Source organism: Kitasatospora sp. NBC_01560 (assembly GCF_045208415.1).
Classification (GTDB): domain Bacteria; phylum Actinomycetota; class Actinomycetes; order Streptomycetales; family Streptomycetaceae; genus Kitasatospora.
The window spans coordinates 5,128,549-5,143,770 of sequence record NZ_CP109364.1 but is presented as its reverse complement, the minus strand read 5'-3'; the positions used below and the strand labels follow the sequence as shown (position 1 = coordinate 5,143,770).

The following is a 15,222-nucleotide window of genomic DNA, read 5'->3' as shown; positions in this document are numbered from 1 at the left end:
CCGCGGATGCCACCTCGTCCCCCGGGACCGCCCAGCGTACATCCCTGGGATGACCCGCCCTCGGAGTTGCATCCGGCGGGGGACGACCCGACGCCCCCGCGCTCCTAGATTCGGAGCATGACCACTGATCACGACCGCTCGCGGCAGGTCGTCGTCCAACTGGACGGCGTGCACAAGGAGTACGGGGACACGAAGGCACTGGACGGGCTGGACCTGGAGATCCGGGCCGGTGAGGCGGTCGCGGTGATGGGCCCGTCCGGCTGCGGCAAGTCCACCCTGCTCAACCTGATCGCCGGCCTGGACCGCCCGACCTCGGGCACCGTCCGGGTCAACGGCGAGGACCTCGGCGGGCTGAGCGAGACCGGGCTCGCCGTGTTCCGCCGCCGGCACATCGGCATGATCTTCCAGTTCTTCAACCTGATCGACGACCTGCCGGCCCTGGACAACGTCGCGCTGGCCGCCCAGCTGACCGGCACCTCCGCGAAGCAGGCCCGCCGCCGCGCGCTCGAACTCCTCGACGAGCTGGGCGTCGCGGGCCGCAAGGACACCTACCCGGCCGCGCTCAGCGGCGGCGAGCGCCAACGGGTCGCCGTGGCCAGGGCGTTGATGAACCGGCCGGCACTGCTGCTGGCCGACGAGCCGACCGGCGCCCTGGACAGCCGCTCGGGCGAGCAGGTGATGGACCTGCTGATCGACCTCAACCAGATCGGCCAGACCCTGCTGATCGTCACCCACGACCCGCAGCTGGCCACCCGGTGCGCCGGCCGGCTGGTCGAGGTCGCGGACGGCCGGGTGGCCCGCGAGAGTGCACTGGAGCCGCTGGCATGAGCGCGGTGTGGAGTGCCTCGCGCGCCGCGGTGAAGCGCCGCCGGGTGCAGACCTTCGTGATCGGGCTGGTCGTCCTCTGCGCCTCGGTGACGGTGCTGCTCGCGCTGTCCCTGCTCAGCGTCGCCTCGGCGCCCTTCGACCGGGCGTTCGCGAAGCAGCGCGGCGCCCATGCGGTGGTGTCCTTCGACGCCGCGCGGGTGTCGGCGGACCAGCTCGCGCAGACCGCCCACCGGCCCGGCGTCGAGTCCGCCGCCGGGCCCTTCGGCCAGGCCGCGGTGGCCGTGCCCACCGACTGGCTCTGGATGGCGCCGGGCATGCTCACCGTGGTGGGCCGCCCCGCCCCGACCGGGCCGGTGGACCGGATCGAGATGCTCACCGGCCGCTGGGCGGCCGGCCCCGGCGAGATCGTGGTGAACTCGCCGGGCGGCGGCACCCCGGACTCCCGCATGCTGGGCGAGCGGCTGGAGGTCCCGGGCCTCCCGGCGCTCACCGTGGTGGGCTTCGCCACCAGCATGAGCAAGTCGGCGAACGCCTGGGTGACTCCTTCGCAGGTGGCCGAACTGCACCCCACCGTGCTCCAGATGCTCTACCGGTTCCGGGCGCCGCCGACGGCGGAGCGGCAGCAGGCCGCCCTCGACGAGGCCACCGCGGGCCTGCCGGAGGGCGCGCTGACCGACTCGCACTCCTCCCTCGCGCTCAAGCAGGCGTTCTCCGCCCAGGCCGACGGCTACCTGCCGTTCATGACGCTCTTCGGTGTGCTCGGTGTGCTGGTCTCGGTGCTGATCGTCGGCAACGTGGTCAGCGGCGCCGTCGTCTCCGGGTACCGCCACATCGGGATCCTCAAGGCCCTCGGCTACACCCCGAACCAGGTGGTCGCGGTCTACCTGGCGATGGTCTCCGTCCCGGCGGTCACCGGTGCGGTGCTCGGCACGCTGACCGGCTCGCTGCTCGCCCCGCTGATCCTGAAGGTCGCCTTCACCGGGATCGACACCGGCACCGCCTCCCTCGACACCGGCCCGTGGCTGCCGCTGGTCTGCCTGCTCGGCCTGCCGGCGCTCGTCCTCCTCGCCGCACTCGTCCCCGCGCTGCGCGCGCACCGGCTGTCCGCGGCCCGGGCGATCGCCGCCGGCAGCGCGCCGCGCACCGGACGCGGCCTGCGGGTGCAGCGCCGGCTCAGCGGCTCCCGGCTGCCGCGTGCGCTGAGCCTGGGCCTGGGCCAGCCGTTCACCCGCCCGGGCCGCGCCCTGATGACGATGGCGGCCGTCACGCTCGGCGTCACGACGGTGACCCTGGCCACCGGCCTGACCAGCACCATGCTCGCGTACGGCAGGGACGGGCACGCGGGCGGCGCCGAGATCCAGGCGCAGGTGGGCACGCCCGGCAACGGGCTGACCATGCCGACACTGCCCGCCCACGAGACCGAGCAGCGGCTGCGGGCACTGCCCGGTGTGGCCGCCGTGACCGCCCGGGCGTTCACCAAGGTCGGCGTGGGCGGCGCGGGCACCGCGTTCGTCAACTTCTACCGCGGGGACACCCTGGGCGACGCCGAGCAGGTCGTGGACGGGCACCGGCCGACCGGGCCCGGCGAGATGGCGGCGGGGCCCGCCTTCCTGAAGCAGCACGGCTTCGAGCTCGGCGACCGGACCACGCTCGCCCTGGACGGCCGGCAGCTGCCGGTCACCTTCGTCGGCCTGCTGGTGGAGGGCAACGCCCAGGCGATGGACACCAACTGGGAGACCAGGCAGGCCCTCGCCCCGGGGGCCGAGGTCTCGGGGTACCTCGTCCGGTTGCGGCCCGGTGCCGACCGCACCGCCGCCCTCGCCGCGATCGCCGCGATCGACCCGGGCCTGCACCCGACGCCGAACGCGCCCGGCAACGCCGCCACCACCACCGTGGTCGGCTTCTCCTCGGTGTTCACCGCGCTGCTGTCGGCCGTCGCCGCGCTGGGCGTCTTCAACACCGTGCTGCTGAACACCCGGGAGCGCCGGCGGGACCTCGGCATGCTGAAGTCGATCGGGATGACACCGCGCCAGGTGGTGCTGATGACGCTGACCTCGGTGGCCGGCCCGGGGCTGGTCGCCGGGCTGATCGGCCTCCCGCTCGGGATCGGCGCGCACCGGCTGCTGGTGGACCACGTCGGTTTCATCGCCTTCCCCCCGGCGATGAAGGACGTCTACCACGGGCCGCAGCTGGCCGCGTTGGCGCTGGCGGGCGTGCTGATCGCCGTCCTCGGCGCACTGCTGCCGGCCCGGTCGGCGGCGCGGACGACCATCGCCGAAGTGCTGCACAACGAGTAGCCCGGCCGTGCGCGGGCACCCGGCCGGCGAAGCGTGGGCGTCGTCGGTCCGGTCGCTGCCGTGGCCGGGCCGGCGCACGGCAGCGGCGGTCCGGTCGCACCCGCGACCGGACCGCCGTTGATCGGGACCCGCCGGGATCAGACCGGTTCGGCCTCGTCCGCCACCGGGATCGGCACCGCCCGGACGAACGCCCGCCGCAGGACGGCGACGACGGTGCAGAGGGCGAGCAGCGCGCCCACCACGGCCAGGTTGCGCACCGCGTCGACGCCGAGCGGCGGCCGCAGGTACAGCGGCGCCGGCAGCATGACCATCCAGGGCAGCGTGGCCAGGGCGGCTCCGGCGGCGCGCAGCCGGTCGGGCCGCCGGGCGCCGAAGTGGACGAGGAAGGCAAGGCTCATCACGACCGCGGGCCAGGCGGTGAGCGCGTCGAGCACGTTCTGCGTCTGCGCCGAGAACACCGGCTCCGAGTAGTCGCCCGCCTCGCGCCACGGCCAGAGGGCGACGACCGCGGTCATCGGCACCGCCACGGCCAGTGCGGCAGCCGCCGTGCCGGTGCGGGCCCGCGGCGACAGGTCGACGGCGTCCGGCGGCGCGGCCAGCAGCACCGCGCCGAGCAAAAGCCAGAGTGGGTACAGGAAGTAGTACTGGTAGAAGGTCGCGTACGGCAGCACGAAGACGGCCGCGGCGGCCGCCGTCCGCAGCACCATGCCGAGCAGGACCAGCAGGCGGGCCTGCCTCCAGCGGCCGAGGACGGCGAAGACCAGCGCGAGGACCCACGGCAGGGTCTGTGCCGCGCCCACCACGGCCGTCACGGCGGGGTGGTGGGCCTCGGCGCCGAAGGGCTGCCCCAGCACCAGCCCGAGCAGCAGGTGGACGGCGCTCAGTGCGGCACCGCCGGCCAGCAGGTACGGCGCGGCGCCGGCGGCGATCCGGCCCGCCCGGTCGCGGGAGCTGAGCCCGGTGCGCAACCGCAGGGCGTGGGCGGCCAGCGCGGCCCACTCGCGACGGACGGTCCGGCGGTCGGCGCCCTCGACGGACTCGGCGAACACGGCCGCGATCTCGGCTCCGTGCGAGGCCCGGTAGGTGGCCGGGTAGAGGCCGAGCAGCAGCCTGGTGGGCAGTGCCGTGGCGGACGAGGACGTGGCAGCCGGGGACGTGGCGGACAGGGCGGTGCTCACGCGGCACCCCCGGTCAGGCCGATCCGCGCCAGGCCGATCCGGGGGCCGCCCGGGCGGGCCGCCCGACGGCCTGCCCGGCCGTCGGCCGCGGGTCGGAGCCCGCCGAGCGCGAGCCGGCGCTCGGCCTCGACCACTCCGGCGCGCAGGCGTTCCGTCTCCTCGGCCAGCGCTCCCCGGCCGTCCTCGGTCAGGGCGAAGGTGCGCCGCAGCCGGCCGGCCACGACCTCCTCCTGGTCGATCCGGATCAGCCCCTGCTGGAGCAGGCGGTCCAGGGCCGTGTAGAGGGTGCCGGTGAGCAGCTTGGTGCGGCCGCCGGAGATGGCCAGCACTTCCTGGACGATCGCGTAGCCGTGCCGCGGGGCGTCGGCCAGCGCGGTGAGCACGAGCCTGGTCGGCTCCTGTAGTTGACGGTTAGCCATGGCGAGAGCATAGGTCAATGCTGAACATATGTCGATGACTTAGCTATCGAGTCCGGAGCGGCCGCCCGCCACGGCCGCCACCGCTCCTCCGCCGCCCGCTACGGCCCCTCCGCGCCGTCCCGGTGCAGCCCCGCGACCGCCGCGTACCCGGGCACCGCGCCGGCCACCGGCCCGGGCCGGCCGTCCCGGACGGCCACCGCCGTCTGCACGGCGGCCGCCAGCGCCGCCCGGTAGAGCAGCGAGCCGAGGCTGATCCGGGAGACCCCGAGCTCCGCCAGCCGGGCCGGCGGCGGGCCCGCCGGGCTGTACAGCACGTTGAGCGGCACCGCGCACCGCCCCGCCAGCACCTCGATCGCCGCCGGTTCAGCGAGCCCGGGGACGAACACCCCGTCCGCACCGGCGTCCTGATAGGCCGCCAGGCGGCGGGCGGTCTCCGGGCCCGGATCGGCGAGGCCGAGCCAGTACGTGTCGGTGCGGGCGTTGACGAAGAGCCCGGGAGCGGCCGCCTTCACCGCCGTCACCTTGGCGGCGTGCCCGGCCACGGGCGCCAGGGTGTCGTCGGCGCGGCCGTCCTCCAGGTTGATCCCGGCCACCCCGATCTCGGCCAACTCGACGGCCAGATCGGCTACTTCGGACGGATCCTCGGAGAACCCGGCCTCGACGTCGACGGAGAGCAGGAATCGCCCGCGGGCCAGCCGGCGGGCGAGCCGAACGGTCTCCCGGCGGGTGGCGGCAGTGCCGTCGGGCAGGCCGGCGGCCGCGGCCACGCCGAGGCTGGTGGTGCCGATCGCGGCGAAGCCCTGCTCGGCGAGGGCGGCGGCGGAGGCGTGGTCCCAGGCGTTCGGGAGCAGCAGCGGCGCACCGGGCCGGTGGTGGAGTGCGGCGAACGGAGTCACGCGGCGCCCTCCTCCGTCCGGGTCGCCGACGCGGCGGCAGCCGGCGGCACCGGCCCGACCGCAACCGGGGCCACCGGCCCGACGGCCGACCCGCCGACCGGCCCGGTGGCCGGGGCCGACAGGATGCCGGCGGCGAGGGCGAGCGCGTGCGTACGCCCCGGGCAGAGCCGCGGCGGGGCCCCGAAGGTGAGTGGCGGCCGGCCCGGGGCGGCCTGCTGGGCGGCCGCGATGTCGAGCAGGACCTGCGTACCGGCCGCCACCGCGGTCCCGCCCACCACCGCGTCGTGCACGGCCACCCGCCGCATCACCGCGACCGGCGGGTCCTGATGCAGCGTCCGGTCGAGCACGTCCGCCACGTCCGCCACGTCCGGCGAGGCCCCGGCCGCTCCCCCGGCCGCTTCCTCCCCGCCCGCCCGGCGGGCGTGCGCGACCAGGGCGGCGGTGGCGTCGCAGGCCTGGACGAGCAGCCCGATCCGGTTGGCGGCGTGCTCCGCCGGGCCGTCGGCCACGCCCATCCGCGGGAGCAGCCAGTCCACCGCCGCATCGGCCTCCGCGTCCTGCGGCGTCCCGGTGAAGTACGCCCGCGCCACCACGGCGACGGCCCGCGCGACGGCGTCCGGCTCCGCCAGCCCGAGGCCCTGCGCGAGGGCGCGGACGACGCGCAGCCGGGCGTCCGGCTCCACCCCGGCCGCGGCGGACGCCCGCAGGGCGGCGGGGTCGAGCCCCGCGAGGTCCGCCTCGACGAGGGCCCGGCGCGCGCGGTGCGCCTCCCCCGCACTGAACCGGGCGACGGCCGCCCGCAGCCCGGCGACACCGCCGACCGCTCCGGCGGCGGCGGGCAGCGGGACCAGATCGGGGTGGGCCAGGGCGGCCGCGACGTCCTCGTAGCGGCCGAACACCACGGTGGCGGCCTCTTCGGCAACAGTGCTCATGACCGACATGCTGGGCCCGGGACGTTTCGGCCCCGGCCGAACCGTGCCCGGGGCACCATGGAGGCATGTCGCTCGCCCAGCTCGCCGGACTGCTCGCCGACCCGACCCGCGCCGCCTTCTGCACGGCCCTGCTGGACGGCCGGGCCTGGACCGCCGGGGAGCTGGCCCGGCACGCCGGCGTCGCGCCGTCCACCGCGAGCGAGCACCTGTCCCGGCTGATCGCCGGTGGCCTGCTGGCCGAGGAGCGGCAGGGGCGGCACCGGTACGTCCGGCTGGCCGGGGCGCCGGCCGCGACGCTGATCGAGGACCTCACCGCCTTCGCCGGGGCCACCGGCCCCGCCGCGGCGCCCCGCACCCTGCGCGAGTCCACCCGGCTGAGCGCCGAGGCCCGTGCCCGGACCTGCTACGACCACCTGGCCGGCCGCCTCGGCGTGGCCGTCACCGACGCCGTGCTGGCCCGCGGCCTGGTGACGGACGACGCCGGGCTCGCCGTCACCGAGCGCGGCCGGGAATGGCTGGCGGGCGAGGGCATCGGGCTGCCGGCCGGCGCAGGGCGGAGCGGCCGGCCGCTGGTCCGCAGCTGCCTCGACTGGACCGAGCGCCGCACCCATCTGGGCGGGACGCTCGGTGCCGTGCTCTGCCGGACGGCGCTGGAGCGGGCCTGGGTGGAGCGGATCGGCTCCGGCCGGGCCCTGCGGGTGACGGCGGACGGCGACCGGGCGCTGCGCGAGCTGCTCGGCGTGGAAACGGCCTGACCGGGCCCGCCCCACCGCGCACCTCGGCCCAGTGCGCACCTCACCCCGGCTCGCACCTCACCCCATCGTCCTCGCCCCGTCCAGCGACTCCCGGAGGATGTCGGCGTGCCCGGCGTGCTGCGCGGTCTCCGCGATGACGTGCAGCAGCACCCGCCGCACCGACCAGCTCGCGCCCGGCTCGAACCACGGCGCCTGCGGCAGCGGGTGGGTGAGGCCGAGATCGGGCAGCGTGGAGACCAGCTCGTCGGTCTCGCGCGCCACCCGCTCGTACGCGGCGAGCAGCCCGGCCAGCGTCTCGCCGTCCACCATCCGGAACTGCCCCTCCCAGTCGACCGGTTCGCTCTCCATCGCCTCCGCGCCGCCGGTGGCGAACAGCATCCAGCGCGCCTCGGTGCCGGTGACGTGCTTGATCAGCCCGCCGAGGCAGAGTGCGCTGGCCGTGGTGCGCCGGGCGGCCTGTTCGTCGGTGAGGTCGCGGACGGTGTACCGCAGGAAGCCGCGGTGCTTGGCCAGCGTCTCCAGCAGGTCGGTGCGCTCGCCGCTCATCGCGCCCGCCCCCGGCTCCGCGCGGCTCCGTGGTCCGGTGCGCCGCTCATCAGGAGTCCGTCAGCACGGGCATGTCCCCGGCCGTCGCGGCGATGTCGATGATGCCGAAGGCGGCACCCTGCGGGTCACCGACGGCCGCGAACCGGCCGAACGGGCTGTCCATCGGGCCGAAGTACAGCTGCCCGCCGCGCTCGGTGATCCGGGCGGCGGTCGCGTCGCAGTCGTTCACCGCGAAGTACACGCTCACGTAGGAGGGCGCCTCGGGCGGCAGGTCGCCGGGGCCGACCTTCATCCGGCCGAGGACGGGCTCGCCCCCCAGCTGGAAGATCTTGTAGTCGACCTGCTCCGACTGCATCTTCTTGGTGGCATACGGGAAGACGGCCGGGAAGAACGCGTCCGCCTTCTCGGGCTCGCGGGTGAGCACCTCGGACCAGGTGTACGCGCCGGGCGCGCCCTGCTTCTCGAAGCCCTCGTGCACCCCGGCCTGCCAGACCCCGAACGGGACCCCGCCCGGGTCCTTGGCGATCACCATCGTCCCGAAGTCCCCGACCGCCATCGGCCCCATCAGCACCTCGCCGCCGTTGGCGCGGATGCGTTCGGCGGTGGCGGCGGCGTCCGGCGAGGCGAGGTAGAGGCACCAGGCGGAGCGCGGCTGCTCGCCCTCCTGGCCGGGCATCGGGGGCACCACGGCGGCCACCGCCTTGCCGTCCGAGTACGCCTGCGTGTAGTTCCCGAACTCCGACGAGCTCTCGCCGAAGGTCCAGCCGAGCACGTCCCCGTAGAACGCCTTCGCGCCCTCCAGGTCGGTGAACATCGCGTCGGCCCAACAGGGTGTGCCTTCGGGTAGCGCGGCCATGATCTGCCCTCTCCGGTAGTGGTTTGCCCCGATTTGCCACCCTAGCCAGTACCGCACCCGCCCGCGCCCCGAGCCGGCCCGTACCCACGCCCGTGCCCACCCGCGCTCCCCGGGCGCCGAACGGCCCGGGGCACGCCGACGGCCCGCCGGTGCACCCACCGGCGGGCCGTCGCGGAGCCGCAGGGCGTCAGCCGGCCACCGGCACGCTCCCCGCCACCGGAATCGCCGGAACCACCGGGAGCGCCGGGGCAGCCGGAGCCGCCGGAGCCGCCGGAGCCGCCGGAGCCGCCGCCGCGAACGGCGCCCGCGCGCCCACCGTCCCGAAGCCGCTCGGCCCGGACGGCACCGCCGCCGGCCGGCGCGCCTCCTCCGCCGCGCCCGCCACCGCGGCCACCGGGGCCACCGCCACCGCGAGCCGCACCGCGGACGTCCCCAACCCGGACGGCCCGAACGAGGCCGTCGGCACGGCTCCCACCGGGACCTCCGCCACCTCCGGAACCACCGACTCCACCGAGACCCCCGAGGGCTCCGAAGCCCCCGGGGACGGCACGGCCCCCGCGCTCCCCACCGAGAACTCCTGCCACCCGAAGTGCCGCTTCAGGTCCTCCTCGCCGTACCGCTTGCAGTCCCGGTGCCAGATCAGGATCCCCGCGAGCCAGTTCTCCAGCTCCTTGACGTAGCCGTCCAGCATCGCCCGGCCCTCCGGGTCCAGCCCGAAGTCGTCGTACAGCACCGGGAACTCGTTCTGCGCGACGTGCTGGAACTGGCTCACCCGCGAGTGCATCAGGTCGTCGACGATCCGGACGGCCGCCGGGTAGTCGCAGTTGAAGAAGTTCTGCACCACCAGGACGGCGTTGTGCACCTCGCCCTCGTACTCGATCTCCTTCTGGTACGAGAAGAGGTCGTTCATCATGCACGCGTAGTCGGCGGCCGCGTTCTCCAGCGAGCGCATCGGCCCGCTCTCGTAGATCTCCGGCGGGACGGCCTGCCCGTGGGCGAGCCGGCAGAGGCTCATGGTGAGGTCGGAGCCGAAGGTCCGGCGGCGCATCTCGATGTAGTCGACCGGGTCGGGGATCCGGTGCTGTGCCTGGTTGTGGAGCTCCCACACCCAGCTCTCGACCATGGACTCGACGGCCGTCCGGAACTTCCGCCGGGCGTCGGGGGCCATCGGCCCGGCGGTCCGCTGCCAGAGGTCGGCCAGACCGCGTTCCAGCGCGTTGACCGCCACCGGCACGGGCTCGCCGTCGACGGGCATGAACTCGGAGAACCGCGCGGTCAGCAGCTTCGCGCCGGCGAGGTCCCTCGTCCGCCCGAAAACCCTCGGGTAGTAGTCGTCCCCGTAGGTGCCCCAGGCCAACCAGTCCGAGGTGAGGTCGAGTTGGTCGGCGGTGGCGTCCGGGTGGATGCCGGCCGAGCAGAGTGCGAAGTCGTAGTCGGCGACCTTCTCCGCCGTCCAGACGTCCGAGCCCGGCACGCCCGGCTGCGCCTCCAGCATGCCCATCCGGGCCGCCCAGGTGACGTTGTTGCGCCGCGAGGCCTCCAGGTGGGGGCTCAGCTCGACGCTGAACGGGAGCTTGAACTCCGGCAGTCGGGACGGGCCGACGGGCTGGAACGGCCGGTGGCTGTGCGAGCGCGACCGCCGCACCGCCGGGTCGATGCCACCGGGGGAGCCGGGCTTGCCGCCGACCGCGGCGGCGAACTCTCCGACACCGCTCAGCGAACCCAACTCCGACAGACCACCGGCCAGTTCGCGGCCGACACCGCCCCGGAGCACGTCCAGCGCCGACGTCCCGATGCCGCCGATCGCGTACGGGTCCCACCAGTTGCCCGCGTCCGACTCCGCCGCCGCGCCGCCGCCGTTCATGTACCGGCTGGAGCGCATGTGCCACTCGTGGCCGCCCGACTGCCAGTCCTGCAGCCCCTTCACGTACGCCATCACCTTGGCGCAGCCCACCGGGTCGAGCCCGGTCTCGGCGAACAGCGGCGGGAGTTCGGTGAAGACGGTGTTCTCGAACTGCTGGAGCCGCGAGGTGAGCAGGTCGTTGACGGCCTCCGCGGCCTCCTGCGTCGTGCAGTCGAGGAAGGTCTCCAGGACGAGGATGCCGTTGCTCAGCTCGCCCTCGTCCTCGACCTCCCGCTGGTACGAGAAGATGTCGTTGCGCAGGTGCACGCCGTCCGAGAAGGCGTCCATCAGCACCCGAAGCGGCCGCGAACCCGAAACCTCCTGCGGCACCTCGGCGTTGGCCGCGTACTCGATCAGCCCGGCGGACCAGGGCGCGCCGCCCACCTTGCGGCGCATCTCGATGTACTCGACCGGGTTGGCGATCCGGCCCGCGTTGATGTTGGCGAGCTCCCAGAGCGACTCGTTGAGGAGGTTCCGGGTGCTCTCGGCGAACCGGATCCGCCAGTCCTCGCCCATCGCCGGGACGGTCCGCCGCCAGAGGTCGGCCAGCCCCGCCTCGACCGGATTGGTCGGCTCCGGCATCGGGGTGGACGGATCGGCGGGCATGAACAGCGGCAGCCGGTCCAGGTAGGCCTTGCCGCCCTCACGGTCGTTGGTGCGCTTGTAGATCTCCAGGAAGTGGTCGTCGAAGAAGAAGACCCACACGTACCAGTCGGTGACCAGGGACAGCGCCTCGGCGGGCGCGTCCGGGTGGGTGTAGGCGCAGAGCAGGCCGTAGTCGTGCGCCTCCAGATCGGCCTGGTCCCAGATGCCCGAGCCCTCCAGCATCCCCATCTCCCGCGCCCACGCGGTGGAGTGGGTCCGGGCCTCCTCCAGATGGGGGTTGAGGCGTGCCGGGTGCGGCACGTAGAAGGACGGCAGTTCGAACGGCTGAGTCACCGGGCGAGCCTTTCTGGACGCGTCGAGGAGGCCGACCGGCGCAACGGGGCGGGTCTCGGTCCTGCGCCACCCGCCACCCGGTCGGCTCAGCATTACCCCTCGCCGGCACCCGGCACCGGACAACAGGAACAGTCATATGAAATAAGCCCATTGACTCGAACGCACGACGCATTCCGCGCGCGCCACTGGATCACCCGTACGAGCACCCCCGCTGCCGGAGGCGCCCGCACCGTCCCTCAGCCCGGCGGCACCGACGGGCCGGTGCGGACGACCGCCTGGTCGCCGTGCGGGCCGAAGAGGTGCAGGATCTCGACGGCGTTCCGGTCCGCGGGGCCGAACCAGTGCGGCTCGGCGGTGTCGAACTCGGCCACCTCGCCCGGCCGGAGGGTGAACTCCCGCTCACCGAGGACCAGCCGGAGCCGCCCGGCGAGCACGTACAGCCATTCGTAGCCGGCGTGCTGGACGAGCTTCGGTTCGCGGTACGCGAGCACCTGCTTGAAGACCTGCACCCGGCCCGGGTACTGCGTCAGGGGCACCAGGACACTCCCGCCCTCCCGGTGCTGCGGCGCCAGGTGGACGCGCGGATCACCGGTGGCCGGGGCCGCCACCAGCTGGTCGAGCGCGACGCGGTGCGTCCGCGCGAGCGGGATGAGCAGCTCCAGGGTCGGGCGCCGCTTGCCGGACTCCAGGCGCGACAGCGTGGAGACGGAGATCCCGGTCTCCTCCGCGAGGGCGTCCAGCGTGAGCCCGCGGTCGCGCCGCAGGGCCCGCAGCCGCGGCCCGATGCCGTCGAGGATCGCCCCGAGCCCGTCGTCCTCGTTCGCCTTCACGTCCATGTCGCGTCCATGGGTCCATCTTGCAGTCTTCGCAAGTTCGCTGGGCCGGCGGCGGCACCCGGCCCGAGCATGGGCCACCCGACCACCCCGGACCGAAGGCGGCCCCGTGACCACGACCCTCCCCGCTCCCCCACCGGCCCTGGACGCCCGACGGCGCTGGACGGTGCTGGCCGTCTGCGCGTTGAGCATGTTCCTCGTCGGCCTGGACACCACGATCGTCAACGTCGGCCTGCCCCGGATCGGCCAGGGGCTCGGGGCGGGTGTCCGCGGCCTGGAGTGGGTGGTGGACGCCTACACCGTCGTGCTGGCCGGCCTGCTGATCGCCTCCGGCGCACTCGCGGACCGCTACGGCCGGCGCCGGGTCTTCCAGTGCGGGCTGGCCGTGTTCGGCGCCGCGTCGCTGGCCTGCGCCGCCGCGCCGACGCTCGGGCTGCTCGTGGCGGCCCGCGCCGTCCAGGGGGTGGGCGCCTCGATGCTGAGCCCGGTCGCCCTGGCGATCGTGGTGAACACGATGCCCGACCCGCGGGAGCGGGCCCGGGCGATCGGGGTCTGGGCGTCGGTGTTCGGGCTCAGCATGGCGGCGGGCCCGGTGACGGGCGGGTGGCTGATCTCGGCGCTCGGCTGGCGCTCGGTGTTCTGGATCAACGTGCCGGTCGTCCTCGGCGCACTCGCCCTGGTGGCGGTGTTCGTGCCGGAGTCCCGCGGGGAGCGCGCCCGGCGGCTCGACCTCCCCGGCCAGGTGCTCCTCGCCCTGACCCTGGCCGTGGCGGTCGGCCTCCTCATCGAGGGGCCGCGGATCGGCTGGGTCTCGCCCCCGGCACTCCTCGCGTACGCCGTGCTGGCCGGCGCGGCGGGCGGGTTCGTCCGGGTCGAACGGCACCGGGCCGAGCCGCTGGTGGACCTCGGGCTGTTCCGCCGGCCGGCCTTCGCCTCCGCGGTGCTGGGCGCGGTGGCGGTGTTCGTCGCACTGAACGTCACGCTCCTGCTCACCACCTTCCACCTCCAGCACGCCCGCGGCTGGACACCGCTCGCGTCCGGGCTCGCCACCCTGCCGATGGCCCTCGGCGCGACGCTGTGCGCGCCGTGGTCCGGCACCCTGGTGGCGCGCCTCGGGCCGCGCCGCCCGCTGTACGTCGCGGGCGGCTTCATCGCCACCGGCGGGCTCTGCCTGGTGCGCCTCGGCCCGGACACCGACGTCCGGCTCCTGCTCCTGGCGCTGCTGCTGATCGGGATCGGCTTCGGCTTCGCCAACGCGCCGATCACCAACACCGCGGTGGGCGGCCTGCCGCCGTCGCGCGCCGGCGTGGCCGGGGCGATCACCTCCACCGCCCGCCAGGTCGGCTCGGCGGTCGGCATCGCCGTCGCCGGCGGTCTGGTCGCGGGCGCCGGCCCCGGCGGCCTCGCCGCCGCGTCCCGGCCCGGGTGGCTGCTGGTGGCGCTGTGCGGGTTCGGCCTCTTCCTGGTGGCGCGCGCCGCACGCCCGGCCCGCACCTGACCTCCGGGGGCGCGGGGCCCACCCGCCCGGCGCCCCAAGGTGGCTGAGCCCCGGGCGGATTGATGCAGCTGCGGCCGAACTGGAAGAAACTGTCGCATTTCGGCAGAAAACATCCGCAAGGAGGGTAAATCCGAGACCACTTGACGACACATCAGTACCCCCGGCGCGATCGAACAGGGAGCTACGCCGACGAACCAACCAGCCGCCCCAAGGAATCACCACCCCCTGGCGTGTTGACGGCCGCTCCCGCATCCCCCGTCCAGCAGACTGGGCGGCGACCCGATTCTCCAACTCAGAGGAGGGCTTGCCCATGAACGTCACCGTCCGGCTCGCGCAGCAGCCCGAGGCCGACGAACTGCTCGGGCGCAGCGCGCTCGCCGCACTCGTCGGCATGCTGCTCGACCAGCAGGTGCCCATGGAATGGGCGTTCGGCGGACCGCTGACCATCGCGCAGCGGCTCGGCCGCGACGACCTGGACGCCCACGAGATCGCCGTCCACAACCCGGAGGAGTTCGTCGCACTGCTCTCCGAGAAGCCGGCCGTGCACCGCTACCCGGCGGCGATGGCCAAACGGGTGCAGCAGCTCTGCCAGTTCCTGGTGGCGCAGTACGACGGCGACGCGTCCGCGCTCTGGCGCAACGTCGCGACCGGCAAGGAACTGCTCTCCCGCCTCAACGCCCTGCCGGGGTTCGGGAAGCAGAAGTCGCAGATCTTCCTCGCCCTGCTCGGCAAGCAGTACGGCGTGCAGCCGGAGGGCTGGCGCGAGGCCGCGGGCGCGTACGGCGAGGAGGGCGCCTACCGCTCGGTCGCGGACATCACCGGCCCCGAGTCGCTGGAGAAGGTCCGCGCGCACAAGCAGGAGGTGAAGCGCGCCGCGAAGGAGGCCAAGGCGAAGGTCTGAGCAGCCTCCGGCGCCTGTGCCCGGCACTCGCGAGCAGTGCCGGGCCCGGCCGCCCCGGCCGCCGAAACCGGGTTGCCCGGCCGCCCACCGCCGGGCGATCCTCGACGGATGACCGATGCCACCGCCCACAGCGTGTCCACCGCCCCCGGCGTCCTCGCGCTCTTCTCCGCCGAGGGCCGTCTGCCCACGATCCCCCGCCGGGCGGCCCGCCGCGAGCAGCTGCTCACCCACCTCGCCGACACCCTCTTCGAACCGGGCCGCACCTACAGCGAGCACGAGGTCAACGACGTGCTGCGGACGGTCCACGACGACTACCCCGCACTGCGCCGGTTCCTGGTCGAGGGGGGCCACCTCACCCGGCCCAGGGACGGCAGCAGCTACCACCGCGCCGCCTGACCACCCACCGGACCGCCCGGCCCGCGGCCGCCCGCCCGCAGCACT

Annotated in this window: 14 protein-coding genes; 6 read left to right on the top strand and 8 right to left on the bottom strand. The window is 74.8% G+C overall.

Going from position 1 to position 15,222, the window contains the following annotated elements:
• Positions 1-117 precede the first annotated feature (117 nt).
• Both OH807_RS22490 and OH807_RS22485 read left to right on the top strand, forming a co-directional pair.
• Positions 118-828 (top strand): ABC transporter ATP-binding protein, encoded by a 711-nt coding sequence (locus OH807_RS22490; RefSeq protein WP_406201740.1) that lies wholly within the window; start codon positions 118-120, stop codon positions 826-828.
• Entirely contained in the window at positions 825-3,125 is a 2,301-nt protein-coding gene (locus tag OH807_RS22485; RefSeq protein WP_406201737.1) for an FtsX-like permease family protein, read from the top strand. Before OH807_RS22490 ends, OH807_RS22485 begins: the two co-directional genes overlap by 4 nt.
• A gap of 137 nt (positions 3,126-3,262) precedes the next feature.
• Here OH807_RS22485 and OH807_RS22480 read toward each other — a convergent pair whose 3' ends face one another.
• From OH807_RS22480 to OH807_RS22465, 4 genes are all read right to left on the bottom strand, one after another.
• A complete protein-coding gene (locus OH807_RS22480; RefSeq protein WP_406201734.1) occupies positions 3,263-4,303 on the bottom strand; it encodes a hypothetical protein in 1,041 nt (346 codons plus the stop codon).
• A complete protein-coding gene (locus tag OH807_RS22475; protein ID WP_406201732.1) occupies positions 4,300-4,722 on the bottom strand; it encodes a PadR family transcriptional regulator in 423 nt (140 codons plus the stop codon). The genes OH807_RS22480 and OH807_RS22475 overlap by 4 nt, the downstream gene beginning before the upstream one ends.
• Before the next feature lie 98 nt (positions 4,723-4,820).
• Positions 4,821-5,618: an isocitrate lyase/phosphoenolpyruvate mutase family protein gene (locus OH807_RS22470; protein ID WP_406201729.1), complete on the bottom strand. Its 798-nt coding sequence runs from the start codon at positions 5,616-5,618 to the stop codon at positions 4,821-4,823.
• Positions 5,615-6,550 (bottom strand): hypothetical protein, encoded by a 936-nt coding sequence (locus OH807_RS22465; protein WP_406201726.1) that lies wholly within the window; start codon positions 6,548-6,550, stop codon positions 5,615-5,617. Before OH807_RS22465 ends, OH807_RS22470 begins: the two co-directional genes overlap by 4 nt.
• Positions 6,551-6,615: 65 nt before the next feature.
• Here OH807_RS22465 and OH807_RS22460 point away from each other — a divergent pair, with 65 nt between their 5' ends.
• Complete coding sequence (locus OH807_RS22460; protein WP_406201723.1) at positions 6,616-7,305, top strand: ArsR/SmtB family transcription factor; 690 nt, start codon at positions 6,616-6,618, stop codon at positions 7,303-7,305.
• A 57-nt stretch (positions 7,306-7,362) separates the two neighbouring features.
• On the opposite strand, the gene OH807_RS22455 is transcribed toward OH807_RS22460, so the two are convergent.
• The 4 genes from OH807_RS22455 to OH807_RS22440 all read right to left on the bottom strand — a co-directional run bounded on the left by OH807_RS22455 (position 7,363) and on the right by OH807_RS22440 (position 12,385).
• A complete protein-coding gene (locus tag OH807_RS22455; protein ID WP_406201720.1) occupies positions 7,363-7,851 on the bottom strand; it encodes a DinB family protein in 489 nt (162 codons plus the stop codon).
• A 49-nt stretch (positions 7,852-7,900) separates the two neighbouring features.
• Complete coding sequence (locus OH807_RS22450) at positions 7,901-8,707, bottom strand: VOC family protein (RefSeq protein ID WP_406201717.1); 807 nt, start codon at positions 8,705-8,707, stop codon at positions 7,901-7,903.
• 187 nt (positions 8,708-8,894) lie between these two features.
• On the bottom strand, positions 8,895-11,549 hold the full coding sequence (locus OH807_RS22445; RefSeq protein WP_406201714.1) for a germacradienol/geosmin synthase: 2,655 nt from the start codon (positions 11,547-11,549) through the stop codon (positions 8,895-8,897).
• A gap of 236 nt (positions 11,550-11,785) precedes the next feature.
• The gene (locus OH807_RS22440; RefSeq protein ID WP_406201712.1) at positions 11,786-12,385 is read right to left on the bottom strand and encodes a helix-turn-helix domain-containing protein; all 600 of its coding nucleotides are present in this window, start codon (positions 12,383-12,385) and stop codon (positions 11,786-11,788) included.
• A 106-nt stretch (positions 12,386-12,491) separates the two neighbouring features.
• On the opposite strand from OH807_RS22440, the gene OH807_RS22435 reads away from it, so the two are divergent.
• The 3 genes from OH807_RS22435 to OH807_RS22425 all read left to right on the top strand — a co-directional run bounded on the left by OH807_RS22435 (position 12,492) and on the right by OH807_RS22425 (position 15,177).
• Positions 12,492-13,880, top strand: coding sequence for an MFS transporter (locus OH807_RS22435; protein WP_406201709.1), 1,389 nt, complete (start codon positions 12,492-12,494; stop codon positions 13,878-13,880).
• 310 nt (positions 13,881-14,190) lie between these two features.
• Positions 14,191-14,781, top strand: coding sequence for an HhH-GPD-type base excision DNA repair protein (locus OH807_RS22430; RefSeq protein WP_406201706.1), 591 nt, complete (start codon positions 14,191-14,193; stop codon positions 14,779-14,781).
• A 108-nt stretch (positions 14,782-14,889) separates the two neighbouring features.
• Positions 14,890-15,177: a DUF2087 domain-containing protein gene (locus OH807_RS22425; RefSeq protein ID WP_406201704.1), complete on the top strand. Its 288-nt coding sequence runs from the start codon at positions 14,890-14,892 to the stop codon at positions 15,175-15,177.
• Positions 15,178-15,222: the final 45 nt, after the last annotated feature.